Consider the following 19,062-nt stretch of genomic DNA (forward strand, 5'->3'; position numbering starts at 1 on the left):
GCGAGAGTGCTCACTCACCGACGGCTACCAGGCACCGAGTCTGCCCAATCAGGCAACCCGGTAACTCCCATTAGGAGACGATGAGGGCGGCGATGACCAGGACGAGGGCGGCGGCCAGGGCGCCGAGGGCGGACGGGGACCAGGTGACGGTCATCGGGGTCCGCTCGCCCTGCCCGCGCGACCTCTTCTCCGCGAGCTCGGTGAGCTGCTGGGCGACCCAGTCGGCGTGGGTGCGGCCGGCCATGGCCTCCGCCGCCGACTGCTCGGCCTTGGAGAGCTGGGGCTGGCTGGACGGGGTGTAGCGGCCGGCCCGCGCGGGCACGCCGGCGGCGGCGGTGCCGCGCCGCGCGGCCCTGGCCCGTTCGCGGGCCGTCGCCTGGGGTGTCCAGCAGCGGACACTGTCGTCGCCGGACTCGATGATGATCGCGTGGGAGACGTGGACGCCGTCGATGGCCTTCCACGGCACGAAGTGGTTGCGCAGCGGGTTGCGGACGAGGATGCCGTCCTCGCGGGCGAGGATGCCGGGACGCAGGCAGCCGACGAAGACGGCGGCGGTCAGAACGGCGAGCACCGCGCCGGCGACCAGCGCGGACGGGATGCGGCCGTGCAGGATCAGATCGACGGCGTTCAGCCCGGCGAACACCATCCACACCCAGCCGAGCACCCAGGCGATCTTGGACCGGAAGATCTGTGGCTTCACCGCTCGCTCACCGTTACCTCTCCGTTCAGCAGGCGGTCACCACGCTAACGCCTACCGCGCACTGCTCACGCCTGCCACTTGAGCTGCGCGAAGCCGGGCTTGATCACTCCGTTGATCAGCGCGAGCCGCTCGTCGAACGGGATGAACGCCGACTTCATGGCGTTGACCGTGAACCACTGCAGATCGTCCCACCCGTAGCCGAAGGTTTCGACGAGGTTGGCGAATTCCTGAGACACACTGGTGTCACTCATCAACCTGTTGTCGGTGTTGACGGTCACCCGGAAGTACAGGCGGCGCAGCAGCCCGATGGGGTGGTCGGCGAGCGAGGCGGCGGCGCCGGTCTGGAGGTTGGAGGTCGGGCACATCTCCAGCGGGATGCGCTTGTCGCGCACGTACGCGGCGAGCCGGCCGAGCTTCGCCGTGCCGTCCTCGGCGACCTGGATGTCGTCGATGATGCGCACCCCGTGCCCGAGCCGGTCGGCCCCGCACCACTGGATGGCCTGCCAGATGGACGGCAGCCCGAACGCCTCGCCGGCGTGGATGGTGAAGTGGGCGTTCTCCCGCTGGAGGTACTCGAAGGCGTCCAGGTGGCGGGTGGGAGGGTACCCCGCCTCGGCGCCGGCGATGTCGAAGCCGGCCACGCCCACGTCGCGGTAGCGCACGGCCAGCTCGGCGATCTCCATGGAGCGGGCCTGGTGGCGCATCGCGGTCAGCAGCGTGCCGACCTGGATGCCGCGCCCCTCGGAGCCGAGCCGGAAGCCCTCCAGCACCGCCTCGACGACCTCGTCCAGCGACAGGCCGGTGGAGGTGTGCTGCTCCGGCGCGAACCGGACCTCGGCGTACACGACTCCGTCGGCGGCGAGGTCCTCGGCGCACTCGGCGGCGACCCGCACCAGGGACTCGCGGGTCTGCATGACGCCGACGGTGTGGGCGAAGGTCTCCAGGTAGCGCTCCAGCGACCCGGAGTCGGCCGCCTCGCGGAACCACTGGCGCAGGTTGACGGCGTCGGTGCTGGGCAGCCGGTCGTAGCCGGTCTCGCGGGCCAGGTCGATGATCGTCTGCGGTCGCAGACCGCCGTCGAGGTGGTCGTGCAGGAGAACCTTCGGGGCCCTGCGGATGGCGTCGTGTGTGGGCTGCTGAGTCATCTCGACATCCTAGGGATCGATGCGGCCGGATCCTCGCTCATTCGTCCCGGTTGACGGTGTCGGGAGAGAACCCGGGCAGGCAGACGGCGATGTACTCCGCGCCCTCCGGTCCCACGGTGTAGCGGATCTTCTCGCCGGGGAAGGTGGTGATCGCCTCACCGGCCCGCACCTCGGTGACGCCCTCGTCGTGCTCGACCACGACAGTGCCGCGCAGCACGACGGTGTGCTCGGTGAACTCGGGGGTCTGGGCAGGCTCCTCCCAGCCCGGCGGGGCGACCATATGGGCGACGGACACCTGCTCGTCACCGCTGTTGACCCGTCCGACGTACTCGTCGATGACCTTGCCACCCGGCACCGGAATGCGGGTCGCGCCCGCGAGTTTGCGTACCACGCCGGCCAGTCTAGAAGCCGGGCATGCGCACCACACCGGCCGGGCCGCCCCACGCGCGCGCGGTATAGCGGATTCGTCTCGGTGGCCCCTGGGCGCAGGGACAGATCAGCGCGGGATCAGGAGATTCCTGGCCGATCACACGGCGTGGGAACGAGCAGGCACGTGGAAGGGGAAGCGCGGGGACAAGGATGCGCGAGGTCAGGGAAGGGCGGAGAAGGGGCAGGAACGCGCGGAAGGGCGGGAGATCCGGCGGCGCTGGGGGCGGGCCGGGCGGGCGTCAGTGGGCGATGTCGACGATCAGGCGGGTGGGGTCGGACTGCTCGGAGACCCGGAACCCGGCGCGGTGGCGCAGCACCAGCGCGATCGTCACGACGCCCTCGAAGTCGCCGGTGCGCACGACGGTCGCGAGGTTGGGCAGGCCGGGCCGCAGAACGGGCTTGCGCCCGAAGGTGATCTCGCCGTCTTCGGTGTGGGCGTTGGCGGGCTTGAGCGTCACCTGGAGGTACGCCCCGCCGTTGACGTCCACCGGCTTGCCCGAGCCGTCCTCGTACAGCTTGCGCACCCAGTCGACGGTGTAGCCGGTCCTCGCGCCCTGCAGGTCGATGACCACCCGGTCGAACCCGTCGTGCCGGGCGAAGCGCGCCCCCTGCACGATCGGCGGGTGCTCGGGGGCGCGGGTCACCGAGACCCGGTCGGTGCCGGTGGGCGGGGACGTCTCGCCGGGGGCGGCGGTGGTCGTCCTGCCCGGTGTCGCTCCGGGCGTCGGCGTGGCCGGGGACGTCTCCGTCGGCGCGGGAGAGCCGGACGGACCCGGGCTCCGCGGGCTCGCGGAGCCGGCGACCGTGGCGGTGGGCGACGGTGCGGCGGGCGTTGCCGTGGCCGTGGTGTCCGTGCCGGGCCCGGCGCCACAGGCGGAGCCGGCCAGGGCGAGGGACACGAGCGCGGCCGTGGCGATGGTGATCCTCTTCATGCTGGGCACCTCCACTGACCGGCTCTACTCCTCTGACCCCGAGAATGCCTCACAGGTTCGCGGAGAAACTCCGTGACTCGAAAATGTGCCCCATACGTCCGAGAATGCGACGCCGGAGCCCCGGCACGGTGCGGCCCCCGGCGCCCAGGGCACCGAGGGCTGCATCTGCGCCTTGGTCAGGCGGTCTCCACGAGCTGGGGCTGGGGGTCGGCTTCGGCGGTGGCCTTCTTGGCGTTGCCGCGGGCCAGGAGGACGCCGGTCAGCGCGATGCCGAGCCCGATCAGGGCGATGGCGGCGCAGACCGCGAAGGAGGACCGGATGGCCGGCATGGTGACCGCGCCCCCGTGGGCGGTCGCCACGGCGGTCACGACGGCGAGGGTGAGCGCGCCGCCGACCTGGCCGGAGGTGTTGAGCAGGCCGGAGGCCAGGCCCTGCTCGTCGTCGGCCACTCCGGCGGTGGCCTGGATGTTCAGCGCGGGGAACATCAGCGCGAACGCCACGCCGAGCAGCACCATGCCCGGGATGACCATCGTGGCCAGGCTGGGGTGCTCCCCCGCGCCGAGGAAGACGCCGTACCCGCCGACCAGGGCGACGGATCCGATGGCGATCAGCCGGCCGGTGCCGAACCGGTCGGCGAAGTCGCCCATCTTGGTGGAGGTGAGCGCGACCAGCAGGCCCGCGGGCAGGAAGGCCAGGGCGGTGTGCAGGGCCGACCAGCCCAGCAGGTTCTGGAAGTACTGCATGGCGACGAACTGGAAGCTCACGTAGGAGCCGAACAGGATCACCAGGCCCAGGTTGGCGCGCACCAGCGGCCCGGAGCGCAGGATGGCCAGCCGGACGAGCGGGTGCTCGACTCGCAGCTCGGTGATGACGAACACCGCGAGCAGTGCGATGGCGCCGGCGAGGCTGCCCAGGGTCCGTGCGGAGCCCCATCCGGCTTCGGGGGCCTGGACGACGGCGAACACCAGCAGCAGCATCGAGAAGGTGATGGTGGCGGCGCCGAGCAGGTCGTGGCCGCCCTCGGCCCGCTCTTCGCGCTTGGGGCGCGGCAGCATCCGCAGGCCCGCGGCGAGCGCGATGAGCGCGACCGGCACCGGCATGAGGAACGTCCAGCGCCAGCCGAGCTCGGTGAGGAATCCGGACAGCACCAGGCCCAGCGAGAAGCCGCTGGCGCCGCTGGCGGTGAAGATGCTGAGCGCCCGGTTGCGGGCGGGGCCTTCGGCGAAGGTGGTGGTGATGATGGACAGGGCGGCGGGCGCGGTGAAGGCGGCGCTGATGCCCTTGACGAAGCGGGCGACGATCAGCAGCGTGCCGTCGTTCACGATGCCGCCGAGCAGGGAGGCCACGGCGAAGACGGCGAGCGCGATGAGGAAGACCCGGCGGCGGCCGAGCAGGTCGGCGGTGCGTCCGCCGAGCAGGAGCAGCCCGCCGTAGCCGAGGACGTATCCGCTGACGACCCACTGCAGCGTCGCGGTGGACAGGCCGAGGTCGGCCTGGATGGACGGCAGCGCCACTCCGACCATCGAGACGTCGAGTGCGTCGAGGAAGATGACGGCGCTGAGCACGACGAGCGCTCCCCAGAGACGCCCGTCCCAACGCTGGTCTTGCGGGGTGGGAGACATGGGACAGGACAGTACATGCACATGCATTCAATGCACAAGCATTTAATGCGCGTGCATTTATTGACCTTGCATGCTATAGTCCGGTCATGGACGACGGCGTCGGAGTCGATGTCGTGAGCTCATGGCGCGGCCTGCTGGCCTGCCATGCCACGACGTGGTGCGCGCTCGAACGCGAGCTCGGCGACAAGCACGGGCTGGGCGTGAGCGATTTCGAGGTGCTCGACCGGCTGGCCGAGTCCGAGCATGGCAAGGCGCGCGTCCAGGAGCTCGCCGACGCCGTCAGCCTGAGCCAGAGCGCGCTATCGCGGCTGATCTCCCGCCTGGAGAAGGCCGGTCTGGTGTCCCGCGACGCCTGTCAGCACGACCGGCGGGGCGTCTTCGTCCGCATCACCGAGGCGGGGGCCGAGCGCCACGAGCAGGCCCTGCCCACCCACCGCGCCATCCTGAACGACCGCCTCCCCCAAGGCCTCAGCGCCCTCCCCCACTGACCAGCCCCCGAACGCCCGGCCGGTGTGCGCCGGTCATTCCAAGAAAAGCGGGATGGCCGAGCGGGCGTGCGGTGCTGCCTCCGTCCCACACAAAGGGTGAAGAACGGCACCGGAAACGCCTCACCCGCTCCAGATGGGCACGTCGCGGGAGCGGGTGAGGCGGGAGGCGTCAGGGGGTGATGCGGTCGATCACCAGGGGGAGCAGGGCCGGGTCGGCGGCGTCGCCGATCGCGTACGCGCCGTCCAGGGCGGCGAGGGCGCGGTCGAAGCGCGTGGCGTCGTCGGCGTGCAGGGTCATCAGCGACTGCCCCTCGCGCACCGCGTCGCCGGGACGGGCGTGCAGGGTGATGCCCGCGCCGAACGACACGGCGTCCTCTTTGCGGGCCCGGCCGGCGCCGAGCCGCCAGGCGGCCAGCCCGACTCCGTAGGCGTCCAGCCTGGCCAGCACGCCCGAGGACGGCGCGGTGACCACCGTCGTCTCGGCGGCCCTGGGCAGCGCGGCGTCGGGGTCGCCGCCCTGGGCGCCGATCATCCGCCGCCAGGCGTCCATGGCCGAGCCGTCCTTCAGCGCGTCCGCCGGGTCCTTGCCGCTCACTCCGGCCGCGGCGAGCATCTCGCGGGCGAGCAGCACGGTGAGTTCCACCACGTCGGACGGGCCGCCACCGGCCAGGACCTCGACGGCCTCCTCGACCTCCAGGGCGTTGCCCACGGCGCGGCCGAGCGGGCGGTCCATGGCGGTCAGCAGCGCCACGGTGGCCACCCCGTGGTCGGCGCCGAGGTCGACCATGGTGCGCGCCAGCTCACGCGCGGTGTCGACGTCCTTCATGAACGCGCCGGAGCCGACCTTGACGTCGAGCACGAGCGCGCCGGTGCCCTCGGCGATCTTCTTGGACATGATCGACGACGCGATCAGCGGGATGGACTCGACCGTGCCGGTGACGTCGCGAAGCGCGTACAGCTTCTTGTCGGCCGGTGCGAGCCCGTCGCCGGCCGCGCAGATCACCGCGCCGGCGTCGCGCAGCACGGCGAGCATCTCCTCGGCCGACAGCGAGGCCCGCCAGCCGGGGATCGACTCCAGTTTGTCCAGGGTGCCGCCGGTGTGCCCGAGCCCGCGTCCGGAGAGCTGCGGCACGTACGCGCCGCAGGCGGCCACCAGCGGCGCGAGCGGCAGTGTGATCTTGTCGCCGACGCCGCCGGTGGAGTGCTTGTCGGTGGTGGGCCGGTCGAGCACCGACCAGTCCATGCGGGTGCCGGACCGGATCATGGCCTCGGTCCACCGCCCGATCTCGCGGCGGTTCATCCCGTTCAGCAGGATCGCCATGGCCAGGGCGGACATCTGCTCGTCGGCGACCTCGCCGCGCGTGTAGGCGTCGATCACCCAGTCGATCTGCGGGTCGGACAGCTCGCGGCGCTCGCGCTTGGCGACGATGACCTCGATCGCGTCCATCGCGGTCAGGCCCCCCGCGACAGGTCGTCCGGGCCGAAGGCGTGCGGCAGCACCTCGGCCATCCGCCACGGCCCGTCCGGCGTCTCGACCAGCAGCTCGGGGCCGCCGTGCTCGAACAGGAGCTGCCGGCACCGCCCGCAGGGCATGAGCAGCTCACCGTGGCCGTCCACGCAGGTGAAGGCCACCAGCCGCCCGCCGCCGGAGGCGTGCAGCGCCGAGACCAGGCCGCACTCGGCGCACAGCGACAGGCCGTAGGAGGCGTTCTCGACGTTGCAGCCGGTGATGACCCGGCCGTCGTCCACGAGGGCGGCGGCGCCCACGGGGAACTTCGAGTAGGGCGCGTAGGCGCTGGCCATCGCCTCGGTCGCGGCCTCGCGCAGCGCGTCCCAGTCGATGTGCTCGCCGGTGGTTCCGGTCTCGCTCACTTGCTGCTTCCCCCGTGATGGTGCCGATGATGTCGCAGGTGGTGACGCCGCCGCCTCACGTGGCCTGGCCCTTGCGGTAGGGCAGGCCGTCGGCCGCCGGCATGCGCAGCCTCTGGGAGGCGAGCGACAGCACCAGCAGCGTGGTGAGGTGCGGCGTGAAGGAGGTGAACTGCTCGGGCACGGTGTCGGTGGTGGTGAACACCGCGAACACCAGGATCGCGAAGATCCCGGTGATCAGCGCCGCGCGGGTGCGGCGCTGCCGGACGAGCTGGTAGACGCAGAATGCCGCGAGCAGCAGGGCGACGACCAGCAGCAGCGCGTGCACCGAGGTGCCGCCCTGGCGCAGTTGCAGGGCGTCGGTGTAGCCGAACAGCAGGGCGCCGCCGGCCAGGCCGCCGGGCCGCCAGTTCCCGAAGATCATGGCGGCCAGGCCGATGAAGCCGCGCCCGCCGGTCTGGCCCTCGCGGTAGATGCCGGCGGCGACGATCGACAGGAACGCCCCGCCGAGCCCGGCGAGCGCACCGGAGATCACCACGGCGACGTACTTGTAGAGGTACACGTTGACGCCGAGCGACTCGGCGGCCACCGGGCTCTCGCCGCACGAACGCAGCCGCAGGCCGAAGGCCGTCCGCCAGAGCAGGTAGAAGCTGAGCGGCACCAGCAGGATGGCCACGATGGTGAACAGCGAGACGTTCTGCGTGATGCCGTACAGCACGCCGGCCAGGTCCGACAGCAGGAACATGTGCGTGCCGGCCAGGTCGCGCAGCGGCGCGCCGATGCCGGGGACGCTGACCGACTCGATGGGCGGGATGCGCGGCGACTGGGTCTCGCCGCCGCCCTTCATCCCGACGAACACCAGCTTGGACAGGTACTGCGTGACGCCTTGGCCGAGCAGGGTGATGGCGACGCCGGAGATGATGTGGTCGACGCCGAAGGTCACGGTGGCGATGGCGTGCAGCAGTCCGCCGAGCGCGCCGCCGACGGCTCCGGCGATCACTCCGGCCCAGGGGCTGCCGAAGGTCAGGCCACCCCAGGCGCCGCACCAGGTGCCCATGATCATCATGCCTTCGAGGCCGATGTTGACCACGCCGGACCGTTCGGACCACAGGCCGCCGAGCGCGGCCAGGCCGATGGGCACCGCGAGGCCGATGGCCGCGCCGACGGTGCCGCCGGAGGTGATGTCGTTGGCTCCGGTCACCACCCGGGCCAGCGACATCATGACCAGCAGGGCGAGGACGCCGAGCAGCGCGATCTGCCAGCTCAGCCGGAAGCGGCGGGCCGAAGGTGCGGGCGCCGCCTTGGCCGAGAGGTCGGTGACGGTCATCGCGCATCCCTTCTGGCCGGAGCGGAGACGTGCGTGATCGTCATGCCGCCACCTCCTGGGCGGGGGTGCCGGCCCCCGCGGAGAGCTGCCGGCTGACCCGGCGCTGCTCGGCGACGGCGCGGTAGCGGTGGACCAGCTCGTAGGCGACGATGACCGAGAGCACGATGGTGCCCTGCATGATGACCACGATCTCCTTCGGGATGCCGTTGAAGTCGAGGATGTCGTTGGAGTTGTCCAGGAAACTCCACAGCAGGGCGCCCAGGGCGATGCCGATCGGGTTGTTGCGTCCCATGAGGGCGATCGCGATGCCGGTGAAGCCCAGCCCGGCCGGGAAGTCCAGGCTGTAGGAGTAGGACGCGCCGAGGAGCTGCGGCATGCCGACCAGGCCGGCGACCGCGCCGGACAGGATCATCGTGTAGAGCACCATCTTCTTGACGTTCACGCCGCTCGCGACGGCCGCGGACTCCGACCGGCCGGTGGCCCGCAGGTCGAAGCCGAAGCGGGTCCGGTTGAGCACGACGGAGTACGCCACACCGAGCAGCGCCGCCACGATGATCATGCCGAAGACCTTGACCGGGGTGCCGGGGATGAGCGCGATGCCGGGGAACTGCCCGGACGGGCCGATGGGCTTGGTGCCGACGTTGTTGCCGTTCAGGATCGCCAGCCGGCCGGGGGTGAGCAGCCAGGCGCCGAGGCCGGTGGCGATCGCGTTCAGCATGATCGTCGAGATGACCTCGCTGACCCCGCGCGCGGTCTTCAGCACCGCGGCGATCGACGCCCACAGGCCGCCGATCAGCACGGCGACCAGCATGGTGACGCCGACGTGCAGCGGGCCGGGCAGGGTGATCGCGCCGCCGACCGCGGCGGCGATCAGCGCGGCGAGGCGGTACTGGCCGTCCACGCCGATGTTGAACAGGTTCATCCGGAACCCGATCGCGACGGCGAGCGCGGAGATGTAGTACGTGGTGGCGCTGTTGAGGATGATCACCTGCACCCGCGGCTTGGTGCTGAAGTCCAGCAGCAGCCCGAAGGTCGCCAGCGGGTCGTTGCCGTTCAGCAGCAGGATGATCGAGGTGACCACGCCGGCGAAGACGATGGCGAGGATAGGAGCGGCGAGCGCGAGCAGGCCGCTGAGCCTGACCCTGCCGAGCAGCCGGTCGGTGAAGGACGAACTCATGCTTCCTCCCCGGCCTCGGCCGCGGCCGAGCCGGCTCGCTCTGGGGACGTGGCGGCGCCGGTCATCGCGGAGCCGAGCTGCTCGGGCGTCACCGAGGCGGGGTCCACGTCGGCGACGACGCGGCCGCGCAGGATGACCTTCAGCGAGTCCGACAGGCCGATCAGCTCGTCCAGGTCCGCCGAGATCAGCAGGACGGCCAGGCCCTGGGCGCGGGCGGCGCGCAGGTGGTCCCAGATGGCGGCCTGGGCGCCGACGTCCACGCCGCGGGTGGGGTGGGAGGCGATGAGCACGACCGGGGCGCCGCTCATCTCCCGGCCGACGATCAGTTTCTGCTGGTTTCCGCCGGACAGCGCCAGGGCGTCCACGTCGATGCCGGGAGTGCGGACGTCGTAGTCCCTGACGATGCGCTCGGTGTCGGCGCGGGCGCCGGCCCGGTCGATCCACGGGCCCCTGACGTTGGGCTTCCTGGTCTGGTGGCCGAGGATGCGGTTCTCCCAGAGGGGCGCCTGGAGCAGCAGTCCGTGCCGGTGGCGGTCCTCGGGGATGTAGCCGATGCCGCCTTCGCGGCGCCGCAGCGTGCTCCAGGCGGAGATGTCGGCACCGTCGAGGACGATCGTGCCCGCGGCGGAGCGCATGCCCATGATGGCCTCGACCAGCTCGGCCTGCCCGTTGCCCTCGACACCGGCGATGCCGAGCACCTCGCCCTTGTGGATGTCGAACGAGACGTCCGCCACGACCGCGCGTCCGTCGCCGTCGCGGACGGTGAGGCCGCGTACGGCCAGCGCGACCTGGTCGGTGACCGTGGACTCGCGGGTCTCGGGGCTCGGCAGCTCGCTGCCCACCATCAGCTCGGCGAGCCGCCGGGCCGTGACGTCCTTGGGGTCGACCTCGGCCACGGTGGTGCCGCGCCGGATGACCGTGATGGCGTCGGCGACCCGCAGCACCTCGTCGAGCTTGTGGGAGATGAAGATGATGGTCAGGCCCTCGCGGACCAGGCCGCGCAGGTTGTCGAACAGCTCGTCGACCTCCTGCGGCACCAGCACGGCGGTCGGCTCGTCCAGGATGAGGATGCGCGCGCCGCGGTAGAGCACCTTGAGGATCTCCACCCGCTGGCGGGCGCCGACGCCGAGGTCCTCGACCAGGCTGTCGGGCTGGACGCCGAGACCGTAGGCGTCGGAGATCTCCTTGATCTTGCGGCGGGCCGCGGCGAAGTCGATGCCGACACCGCCCTTGCGCGGCTCGCTGCCCAGGATGATGTTCTCCAGGACGGTGAGGTTGTCGGCGAGCATGAAGTGCTGGTGCACCATGCCGATGCCGGCCGCGATGGCGTCGCCCGGGGTACGGAAGGAGACCGGCGCGCCGTTGACGCGGATCACGCCTTCGTCCGGCCGTTGCATGCCGTACAGGATCTTCATGAGCGTGGACTTGCCCGCGCCGTTCTCTCCGACGATCGCGTGCACGTGTCCGCGGCGCACGGTCAGGCGGATGTCACGGTTGGCGACGACGCCGGGGAATCTCTTGGTGATGCCCTCTAGCTCGACGGCGGGCTCGGTCGTGGTGGCCGAAGAAGTCGAAGTGCTGATGGCGGCCTCCTCCATGCGGACGGCCTCGGTGGCGGGGCGGCCTGTCCGCTGGGGCGCGGCGGCCGGCCTCTCGCCGGCGGGACGGGTGGGCGCTCGGACCACGCGGGCCCGTGCCGGACGCGGCGGCGGGCCCCCCGGGCGGATCGGCGTCCGGGGATGGCCGCCGCCCCGGCGGAGCGTGAACCGACAGTAGCCGAAGGGGCCCGGTGCTCTGGCCGCCGGGCCCCTCGCGGATTTCAGCAGGTCACTCGGACGGGACCTTGATCTCGCCGTCGATGATCTTCTGCTTGTACTCGTCCAGCTTGTTCTTGATGTCGTCGACCTGGCCGCCGGTGGTGGAGAAGTCGACGCCGCCGGCCTTGAGGTCGTAGGTCGTCGGGCCGGCCTTGACCGTGCCGTCCACGTAGCTCTTCAGGAAGTCGAAGACCGCGACATCGACCTTCTTGAGCATGGAGGTCAGGATGACGCTGCGCACGCTCGCGTCGGCGGTGAGGGCCTGGTCGGAGTCGACGCCGATGGCCCAGGCCTTGGCGTCCTTGGCGGCCTCGAAGACGCCGCCACCCGAGCCGCCCGCCGCCTGGTAGACGATGTCGGCGCCGGCGTCGTACATGCCCTGCGCGGCGGTCTTGCCCTTGGCCGGGTCGTTGAACCCGGCGAAGTCCGGCGGCTGGGTGAGGTACTTCACGTCGACCTTGATGTCCGGCTTCACGGACTGGGCGCCGCGGACGTACCCGGCCTCGAACTTCTTGATCAGCGGCACCTGGACGCCGCCGACGAAGCCGATGTGGTCCTTCTTGGTCTTCAGCGCCGCGGCGGCGCCGACCAGGAAGGAGCCCTCGTTCTCGGCGAAGACCAGGTTGGAGATGTTCGGGCCCTGCGCCGCGTCGTCGATGATGGCGAACTTGACCTCGGGGAACTCGGCCGCGACCTTCTTGATCGCCTCGGAGTAGGCGAAGCCGACCGCGATGACCGGGTTGTAGCCGCTCTGCGCGAGGAGGCGGAGGCGCTCCTCCTTCTGGGCGCCGGTCTCGCCGGCCCCGGCCTCGAGCTCCTTGGTCTCGCCCAGCTTCAGCTCGGCCTTGGCCTTCTCCAGGCCCGCCGCGGCGGCGTCGTTGAACGACTGGTCGCCCCGGCCGCCGATGTCGTACGCGAGGCCGACCTTGGCGGCGTCCGCCGCCGCCGGCGCCGAGGAGGCCGCGGTGGCCCCCTGGGAGGCGGTGTCGGTGCCGCCGGAACCGCTGTCGCCGCCGCATGCCGCGACGGCCATGAGCATGGCGCTCACCGCGGTCGTGGCGGCCAACTTGCCTGCGTGATTGCGGAGCAAGATGACTCCTTCCGTGATCTTCGCCGTCCAACCTGTGTGCACGCGCGAAGAAAGACCGCACGGCAACCCTGCACGGAAGATAGTTGTTTGACCGGTGATGGCCAAACCAGCGCCTGGCTCCGAAATAGGTCCGTTATGCAGCTCAGTCCGGCCTGTGACCTGCGAAACCGTGAAACAGCGCCCCGGAGAGCCCCTTTCGGACGCCCCGCACGGCCCGCCGCCGGGGCGTGGAGGGCTAGGCGGTCACCGGCTGGGCGTCGGGCCGCTCGGCGGAGCCGGTGGCACCCTCCCACAGCGCGGTGAGGGCCGTGGCGGCCAGGATGCGCACGCCGATGCCGATGCACCTCTCGTCCACGTCGAAGGTGCCCTGGTGGATGTCGATCTGCCGGGTGTCCCCCGGGGTGCGCACGCCGAGCCGGGCGTAGGCGCCGGCGACCGACTCCAGGTACCAGCCGAAGTCCTCGCCGCCGAGGGACTGCGGCGTGGGCACGGTGGACTCCTCGCCCAGCACGCGGTGGGCGGAATCGCGCAGCATCCGCACGCTGTCGGCCTCGTTGATGGTGGGCGGGACGCCGCGGATGTAGTTCATCTCGGCCTCGACGCCGTAGGCGATGGCGACCGAGTCCAGCAGTGACTTGAACAGGTCGGGGGCCTCGTGCCAGGCCTGCTCGTCCAGGCAGCGGATGGTGCCCTCGGCCACGCCGTCGTCGGGGATGGCGTTGGCGACCGAGCCCGCCTGGACCCGGCCCCACACCAGCGACAGCGACGAGCGGGGGTCGACGCGGCGACTCAGCGCGGCCGGCAGCTCGGTGACGATCTTGGCGAGCGCGAAGACCAGGTCGGCGGTCAGGTGGGGGCGTGCGGTGTGGCCGCCGGGGCCGGCGACCCGGACGCTGACCTTGTCGCACGCGCCGGTGATCGGGCCGACCCGCAGGCCGAGCTTGCCGACCTCCACGCGCGGGTCGCAGTGCAGGCCGAAGATGCGGTCCACACCGCTGATGCCACCGGCCTCAAGGACCTTCAGCGCGCCGCCGGGCATGACCTCCTCGGCGGGCTGGAAGATCAGGCGGACCCGCCCGGGCAGCAGCCCGGCGGCCGCCTGCCCGGCCAGGAACAGCCCGGTGCCGAGCACGATCGAGGTGTGCACGTCGTGGCCGCAGGCGTGGCAGACGCCCGGGACGGTCGAGCGGTAGGACACGTCCTTCTCGTCGGGGAGCGGCAGCGCGTCGATGTCGGCCCGCAGCGCGACGGTGGGGCCGTCGCCGCTGCCGATGTCGCAGATGAGGCCGGTGCCGCGCGGCAGTGGGGTCGGGACGAGCCCGGCGGCGGCCAGGCGCGCGGCGATGCGCTCGGTCGTGCGGTGCTCGACGAATCCGAGCTCGGGGTGGGCGTGCAGGTCACGCCGGAACCCGATCAGGGACTCGTTGTGAGCGCGCAGGAACGCGTCGAGCTCGCCCCGTAGATCACTTGCCGGCATGGCCTATCGCCCCGTTCGACGTCCTCAGGTTGGTGGTGACGAAGCGGTCCTCGGCGAGTTCTGCGATCGTCGCGTCGACGACGTCGTCGAGGGTTCCGCCCGCGTTCAGGATGGTGCGCTGGCGTTCGCAGGAGTTGCCCTGCTCCACCACGTCGGTGATGGTGGCGAGCTCGTCGGCGCAGCCGAGTCGCTCGGCGACCGGCGCCAGCTCACGCGCCAGCTCGTACAGCATGTCGCGCATCGGCGCGGTGGATCCGTGGTCGTCGGTGATGACGAACGCGTCCAGCCCGTAGCGGGTGGCCCGCCACTTGTTGTCGCGCACGACCCAGGGGGCGGGGTGCGGAAGGCGGTAGCCGCGGTCGAGCTGCTGGTCGAACTGCTGGACCAGACACTGCGACAGCGCCGTCACCATCCCGACCTCGCGGAGGGTGGGTATCCCGTCGAACATGCGAATCTCAATCGTGCCGAAGTCGGGGTGTGGCCGGATGTCCCACCACACCTCTTTGATGCTCTTGATGGTCCCCGCGCGCTTCAGGGTGTCCATGTATTCTTCGAACTCGGCCCAGTCGGCCAGCATCTGCGGTGGTCCCGCGGTCGGCAGCGCACCGAAGACAATGGCCCTGCTGGAGGCGAGCCCGGTGTCTTGGCCGCCCCAGTATGGGCTGGAGGCCGTCAGCGCCAGGAAATGCGGCAGGTAGGCCGCAAGTGCGTTGACGATGGGGATGACTTTATCCCGATCCCGCACCCCCACGTGGACATGTACGCCAAATGTTTGGATCCTCCATGCCAGCCACTGCATCTCTTCGACCAGCTCGGTGTAGCGCTGGACGGGGGCGTAGACGGCGTCGCGCCAGTCGCTGATCGCGTGCGTACCCGTGCAGGCCAGGGCCATTCCCTGCGGGTCGACGACCTCACGGAGGCGATCGATCGTTGTGCGCAGGTCGTGCAGTGCCTCGCCGACCGTGTGGCACACGTCGGTGATTATCTCGAGTTGCGACTGCATCAACTCGTGCATGACCTTCGGCCGGGGGGTCTCGCTGAGATCGGGGATGGCCTCCAGCACCATGCGCGCGTCCTGGCGGAGCCGGCGCGTGCGCTTGTCGACGAGCTGGAGCTCCCATTCGACGCCCAGAGAAGGGCCACGCGAGGGGTTGAACGCGATAGGCACAGCAACGCCTCCATGAGCAACGGTCCCAAGGCCGAGTCTCCGCCACCCGGCGTGATCGGCCAACCCTGAGTCACCCCAGTACGCTCCGGCTTACCGCGAATACCGCGTTGTCCCCACGAAACCGGAGGAGCTACCCCACCTATCCATGGTCAACCGCAAAACGGTCGTTCACCATCTCTGCCCCTGAAGGGGCCCTTGTATGCGGGCACCACACGGACCGGAGGCGGCTACCGGTCGGCCGTGCGCAGGAAGCGCCAGGCGATGAGCCCGATCACCAGGGCCAACAGCAGATTGACGGCGATCAGGATGCCGTGCACCACGTAGAAGGCCTTCGGGTGCCCATCGGCGAGGTTGAACCCCAGCATGATCCACTCAAAGACCATGAACGCGGCCACGACCAGCAGAAAGCCGGCCACACGTCGAGTCGTCTTCACCGAGTCCACTGTACCTCCGGATGATGACCGACCGTCTTCGTGATCTTTGTAGTGTCTTGCCCCACTGGAAATCCGACAAAGCTACTCTGAGTTCCCTATGGGGATGAAGTTCGTATCAGCCGTCAGCGCGCTCGCGCTGGCCGGCGGGCTCACGCTCGTCGGCCCCGCTCCGGCGCGCTCCGCGTCCGACGACACCGCGCCCGTCGGCGGCGCGCTGCTCGGCCGGCGCGGCGTGGTGGTCGACCCGGCGGCCAAGGCCCTGCCCAAGACCGAGGCGTCGGCCTTCGTCGTCGCCGACGCCGACACCGGCGAGGTGCTGGCCGCCAAGGACGCCCACGGGCGCTTTCTGCCCGCCAGCACCCTGAAGATCCTCACGGCCGTCACGCTCATCCCCAAGCTGGACAAGGCAAAGATCATCAAGCCGAGCGCGGAGGCGTGCAACGTCGAGGGCAGCGCCGTCGGGCTGACCCAGCACCGGATCTACCGGGTGCACGACCTGCTCCGCGCGCTGATGATGGTGTCCGGCAACGACGCCGCCGTGGCGCTCGCCGAGGCCAACGGAGGCCTCGCCCGCACCCTGGCCGACATGAACGCCGAGGCCAGGCGGCTGCAGGCACTGGACACCGTCGCCAAGACGCCGAACGGCCTGGACAAGCCGGGGCAGAGCAGCTCGGCCTACGACCTCGCGCTCATCGCCCGCGCCGGGCTGGCCAACGCCGACTTCCGCGAGTACGTCGGCACCAAGGTGGCGAACTTCCCCGCCCCCGGCGGCAAGCACTACGAGATGGCCAACCACAACCGGCTCCTCGGCCGCTACCCCGGCATGATCGGCGTCAAGAACGGCTGGACGACCAAGGCGCTCGGCAGCTTCGTCGGCGCCGCCAAGCGCGGCGGCCACACGATCATCGTCTCGATCATGCGGCACGAGGGATCGTTCTGGGAGGAGGTCAAGCAGCTCCTGGACTGGGGGTTCGCCTCCCGGGGGCACGTGGCCGCCGTCGGTTCGCTCGTCCAGCCGGTGCCCGAGGCCAGGCCCACCAAGCCGGTCGGCGGCCCGCCCGGCGCGCCGCCCGTCGCACGGGCCGCGACGCCCGCGCCGGCCGCCTCCGGCCAGAACTCCCCACTGCTCGGCACCGGCGCCCTGGTCGCGGCCGCCGGCCTGCTCGGCGGCGGCCTGTGGATCGCCTACGGCGTGCGCCGCCGCTCCCGCCGCCGCGGTCGGCCGCTCCCGCCGTCGCCGTAGCCGCCGCTCAGCGGTACTCGCTGGCCGGGGCGGGCGTCGGCTCCGGCGGCGGGGCTCCCCCGGAGGTGGCGGTCCAGGCGGCGACGTACAACGCCCAGCGGGTGGACAGGTTGAGCCACACGAGCAGGCCGACGATCACGGCGAACGCCCCGTAGATCGGATTGCCCAAGGTGTGCCCGAGCAGCAGCGTCGCGGCCTGCTTGAGCACGCCGAACCCCGCCGCGCCGAGCAGCGCGCCCTTGAGCGTGATCAGCACCGGCTGGCCCACCCGGGCCATCCAGCCGAGGATGACCAGGAAGACCAGCATGTCGGCCAGGACGCTGATCAGCACGCCCGCCGTCCGCACCAGCGCGGTGGCCACCACCGACTCGCCGAACCCGAGCCAGCCCGCGATGGTGCCGGTGGCCTGCACGGCGAACCCGCCGACCACCACCGAGACCACCAAGGTGAGGCCGATCAGCAGCAGGGCCACCAGGTCGCGCAGTTTGCCGACGAACCAGTTCACCGGCGGCTCGCAGCTCACGCACATCTCCTGCAGCGCGCCGCGCAGGGCGTCCACGACGCCGAGCCCGGCGTACAGCAGGCCGAGCAGGCCGATGAGGCCCGCGCTCGTGCGCGCCGCGGCGAGATCCTGGATGCGCAGCCGGCCGGCCAGGCCGGGAAGCTGCTGGTCGACGGCGCGCACGAACGTGGCGAGCGCGTCGGGCCGCACGCTGAGGACGTAGCCGAACAGGGAGAACGCCAGCGCGAGCAGGGGGAAGAACGACAGGAACGCGAAGTAGGTGACCGCGCCGGCCAGCCGGTCGCCGCGCTGGCTCTGGTAACGGTGAAAGGTGCGGATCAGGTGGTCCAGCCAGAGCCAGCGCACCCGCGACCGCTCGATGCGGCGCCTGCTCCACTGTTTGCCGGCCTCGATCGTCCGCACGACCGAGGCCCACGCGTCGCCCATGCAGGTCACCTACCCCGTGGGCGTACCATATGCGATCATCGCGGCCCGCGCTCGAACCGGGCTCGCCGCGGCCGCCACGCGGGCGCGGCCAGCCCGGACACATCCCGGCGCCGGCCGGGCGGCCTTCGCGGCGGGTCAGCGCCTGGGCAGGAAGCCGACGCGCTCGCGGACCTGCTCCATGGTCTCGCGGGCCACGGCCGAGGCCCGCTCGGCGCCGACGGCGAGCATGCGGTCGAGCTCGGCCTCGTCGGACAGGAGCTTCTCGGTGCGCTCGCGGATCGGCGCGAAGGCGTCCACGACGACCTCGGCGACGTCCTTCTTGAACGCGCCGTAGCCGAGGCCGGCGTACCGTGCCTCCAGCTCGGGGATCGGCGTGCCGGTGAGCACCGACTGGATGCGCAGCAGGTTGGTCACCCCGGGCTTGTTCTCGGGGTCGGCGACGACCTCGGAGCCGGTGTCGGTGACCGCGCGCATGATCTTCTTGCGCAGCGGGCCGGGCTCCTCCAGGACCTCCAGCAGGCCCTGCGGGCTGGAGGACGACTTGGACATCTTCGCCAGAGGGTCCTGCAGGTCGGCGATCTTCTCGACCTCTTTGAGAATGTAGGGCGCCGGGACGGTGAACGTCTGGCCGTACCTGCTGTTGAAGCGCTGCGCCAGGTCGCGGGTGAGCTCCAGGTGCTGCTTCTGGTCGCCGCCGACCGGCACGAAGTCGGCCTGGTACATCAGGATGTCGGCCGCCTGCAGGATCGGGTAGGTGAACAGGCCCACCCCGGCCGAGCTCTCGCCGTACTTGGCGGACTTGTCCTTGAACTGCGTCATGCGCGCGGCCTCGCCCATGCCGGTGTTGCACATGAGGATCCAGGCCAGCTCGGCGTGCTCGCGCACCTGGCTCTGCACGAACAGCGTGCTGCGCTCGGGGTCGATGCCCGCGCCGAAGAGCTGCGCGGCCGAGACGCGCGTGCGGCGGCGCAGCTCGGCGGCCGAGGGGTTCACCGTGATGGCGTGCAGGTCGGCGATGAAGTAGAACGCGTCATGCGTCTCCTGCATGTCCACCCACTGGCGGACGGCGCCGAGGAAGTTGCCGAGATGGAAGGACTCGGCGGTGGGCTGGATGCCGGAGAGCACGCGAGGTCTGGCCATAGCTCCCAATTGTGTCAGGAGTGCGGACCCGCCCGCGACCCGCGCGCGCCGTGGG

The 19,062-nt window shown here is 71.1% G+C and carries 18 protein-coding genes; 2 read left to right on the top strand and 16 right to left on the bottom strand.

Annotation, left to right across the window (positions count from 1 at the left end; genetic code table 11):
- Positions 1-70: 70 nt before the first annotated feature.
- The 5 genes from IEY93_RS09495 to IEY93_RS09515 form a co-directional block, all read right to left on the bottom strand.
- The gene (locus IEY93_RS09495) at positions 71-700 is read right to left on the bottom strand and encodes a PH domain-containing protein (RefSeq protein WP_189162624.1); all 630 of its coding nucleotides are present in this window, start codon (positions 698-700) and stop codon (positions 71-73) included.
- A gap of 65 nt (positions 701-765) precedes the next feature.
- Entirely contained in the window at positions 766-1,845 is a 1,080-nt protein-coding gene (locus IEY93_RS09500; RefSeq protein WP_189162625.1) for an adenosine deaminase, read from the bottom strand.
- Between the two features lie 37 nt (positions 1,846-1,882).
- Positions 1,883-2,236, bottom strand: coding sequence for a cupin domain-containing protein (locus tag IEY93_RS09505; RefSeq protein WP_189162626.1), 354 nt, complete (start codon positions 2,234-2,236; stop codon positions 1,883-1,885).
- A 277-nt stretch (positions 2,237-2,513) separates the two neighbouring features.
- Positions 2,514-3,206 carry an AMIN-like domain-containing (lipo)protein gene (locus IEY93_RS09510; protein WP_189162627.1) on the bottom strand — a complete coding sequence of 231 codons (693 nt, stop codon included), beginning with the start codon at positions 3,204-3,206 and terminating at the stop codon, positions 2,514-2,516.
- Positions 3,207-3,382: 176 nt separating this feature from the next.
- Complete coding sequence (locus IEY93_RS09515; protein WP_229691008.1) at positions 3,383-4,828, bottom strand: MFS transporter; 1,446 nt, start codon at positions 4,826-4,828, stop codon at positions 3,383-3,385.
- Positions 4,829-4,914: 86 nt separating this feature from the next.
- Here IEY93_RS09515 and IEY93_RS09520 point away from each other — a divergent pair, with 86 nt between their 5' ends.
- Positions 4,915-5,316, top strand: a complete 402-nt coding sequence (locus tag IEY93_RS09520; protein ID WP_189162629.1) for a MarR family winged helix-turn-helix transcriptional regulator — start codon at positions 4,915-4,917, stop codon at positions 5,314-5,316.
- A gap of 169 nt (positions 5,317-5,485) precedes the next feature.
- On the opposite strand, the gene IEY93_RS09525 is transcribed toward IEY93_RS09520, so the two are convergent.
- The 9 genes from IEY93_RS09525 to IEY93_RS09565 all read right to left on the bottom strand — a co-directional run bounded on the left by IEY93_RS09525 (position 5,486) and on the right by IEY93_RS09565 (position 15,675).
- Positions 5,486-6,763 (bottom strand): thymidine phosphorylase, encoded by a 1,278-nt coding sequence (locus IEY93_RS09525; protein WP_189162630.1) that lies wholly within the window; start codon positions 6,761-6,763, stop codon positions 5,486-5,488.
- A 5-nt stretch (positions 6,764-6,768) separates the two neighbouring features.
- Complete coding sequence (locus tag IEY93_RS09530) at positions 6,769-7,188, bottom strand: cytidine deaminase (RefSeq protein ID WP_189162631.1); 420 nt, start codon at positions 7,186-7,188, stop codon at positions 6,769-6,771.
- A 55-nt stretch (positions 7,189-7,243) separates the two neighbouring features.
- Positions 7,244-8,512 carry an ABC transporter permease gene (locus tag IEY93_RS09535; protein WP_189162632.1) on the bottom strand — a complete coding sequence of 423 codons (1,269 nt, stop codon included), beginning with the start codon at positions 8,510-8,512 and terminating at the stop codon, positions 7,244-7,246.
- 40 nt (positions 8,513-8,552) lie between these two features.
- On the bottom strand, positions 8,553-9,689 hold the full coding sequence (locus IEY93_RS09540; RefSeq protein WP_189162633.1) for an ABC transporter permease: 1,137 nt from the start codon (positions 9,687-9,689) through the stop codon (positions 8,553-8,555).
- Positions 9,686-11,287: an ABC transporter ATP-binding protein gene (locus IEY93_RS09545; protein ID WP_189162634.1), complete on the bottom strand. Its 1,602-nt coding sequence runs from the start codon at positions 11,285-11,287 to the stop codon at positions 9,686-9,688. Before IEY93_RS09545 ends, IEY93_RS09540 begins: the two co-directional genes overlap by 4 nt.
- Before the next feature lie 229 nt (positions 11,288-11,516).
- Complete coding sequence (locus IEY93_RS09550; RefSeq protein ID WP_203968544.1) at positions 11,517-12,596, bottom strand: BMP family lipoprotein; 1,080 nt, start codon at positions 12,594-12,596, stop codon at positions 11,517-11,519.
- 235 nt (positions 12,597-12,831) lie between these two features.
- Positions 12,832-14,073, bottom strand: coding sequence for an amidohydrolase (locus IEY93_RS09555; protein WP_189162635.1), 1,242 nt, complete (start codon positions 14,071-14,073; stop codon positions 12,832-12,834).
- A complete protein-coding gene (locus IEY93_RS09560; protein WP_189162636.1) occupies positions 14,060-15,241 on the bottom strand; it encodes a glutamate--cysteine ligase in 1,182 nt (393 codons plus the stop codon). The genes IEY93_RS09555 and IEY93_RS09560 overlap by 14 nt, the downstream gene beginning before the upstream one ends.
- A gap of 227 nt (positions 15,242-15,468) precedes the next feature.
- A complete protein-coding gene (locus IEY93_RS09565) occupies positions 15,469-15,675 on the bottom strand; it encodes an SCO4848 family membrane protein (protein ID WP_189162637.1) in 207 nt (68 codons plus the stop codon).
- A gap of 103 nt (positions 15,676-15,778) precedes the next feature.
- Here IEY93_RS09565 and IEY93_RS09570 point away from each other — a divergent pair, with 103 nt between their 5' ends.
- On the top strand, positions 15,779-16,918 hold the full coding sequence (locus tag IEY93_RS09570; RefSeq protein ID WP_229691009.1) for a D-alanyl-D-alanine carboxypeptidase family protein: 1,140 nt from the start codon (positions 15,779-15,781) through the stop codon (positions 16,916-16,918).
- A 7-nt stretch (positions 16,919-16,925) separates the two neighbouring features.
- On the opposite strand, the gene IEY93_RS09575 is transcribed toward IEY93_RS09570, so the two are convergent.
- Both IEY93_RS09575 and trpS read right to left on the bottom strand, forming a co-directional pair.
- Complete coding sequence (locus tag IEY93_RS09575) at positions 16,926-17,867, bottom strand: YihY/virulence factor BrkB family protein (protein WP_189162639.1); 942 nt, start codon at positions 17,865-17,867, stop codon at positions 16,926-16,928.
- A 135-nt stretch (positions 17,868-18,002) separates the two neighbouring features.
- Positions 18,003-19,007: a tryptophan--tRNA ligase gene (gene trpS, locus IEY93_RS09580; protein WP_189162640.1), complete on the bottom strand. Its 1,005-nt coding sequence runs from the start codon at positions 19,005-19,007 to the stop codon at positions 18,003-18,005.
- Between the last annotated feature and the right edge of the window lie 55 nt (positions 19,008-19,062).

This window comes from Sphaerisporangium melleum, from assembly GCF_014646695.1.
In the GTDB taxonomy this organism is placed as follows: Bacteria; Actinomycetota; Actinomycetes; order Streptosporangiales; family Streptosporangiaceae; genus Sphaerisporangium; species Sphaerisporangium melleum.

Bases quoted from the DNA above. Each gene is read 5' to 3' on its own strand.
- IEY93_RS09500 (WP_189162625.1), bottom strand. From the start codon at position 1,845: ATGACTCAGCAGCCCACACACGACGCCATCCGCAGGGCCCCGAAGGTT.
- IEY93_RS09510 (WP_189162627.1), bottom strand. From the start codon at position 3,206: ATGAAGAGGATCACCATCGCCACGGCCGCGCTCGTGTCCCTCGCCCTG.
- IEY93_RS09515 (WP_229691008.1), bottom strand. From the start codon at position 4,828: ATGTCTCCCACCCCGCAAGACCAGCGTTGGGACGGGCGTCTCTGGGGA.
- IEY93_RS09520 (WP_189162629.1), top strand. From the start codon at position 4,915: ATGGACGACGGCGTCGGAGTCGATGTCGTGAGCTCATGGCGCGGCCTG.
- IEY93_RS09525 (WP_189162630.1), bottom strand. From the start codon at position 6,763: ATGGACGCGATCGAGGTCATCGTCGCCAAGCGCGAGCGCCGCGAGCTG.
- IEY93_RS09535 (WP_189162632.1), bottom strand. From the start codon at position 8,512: ATGACCGTCACCGACCTCTCGGCCAAGGCGGCGCCCGCACCTTCGGCC.
- IEY93_RS09540 (WP_189162633.1), bottom strand. From the start codon at position 9,689: ATGAGTTCGTCCTTCACCGACCGGCTGCTCGGCAGGGTCAGGCTCAGC.
- IEY93_RS09545 (WP_189162634.1), bottom strand. From the start codon at position 11,287: ATGGAGGAGGCCGCCATCAGCACTTCGACTTCTTCGGCCACCACGACC.
- IEY93_RS09555 (WP_189162635.1), bottom strand. From the start codon at position 14,073: ATGCCGGCAAGTGATCTACGGGGCGAGCTCGACGCGTTCCTGCGCGCT.
- IEY93_RS09570 (WP_229691009.1), top strand. From the start codon at position 15,779: ATGAAGTTCGTATCAGCCGTCAGCGCGCTCGCGCTGGCCGGCGGGCTC.
- IEY93_RS09575 (WP_189162639.1), bottom strand. From the start codon at position 17,867: ATGGGCGACGCGTGGGCCTCGGTCGTGCGGACGATCGAGGCCGGCAAA.
- trpS (WP_189162640.1), bottom strand. From the start codon at position 19,007: ATGGCCAGACCTCGCGTGCTCTCCGGCATCCAGCCCACCGCCGAGTCC.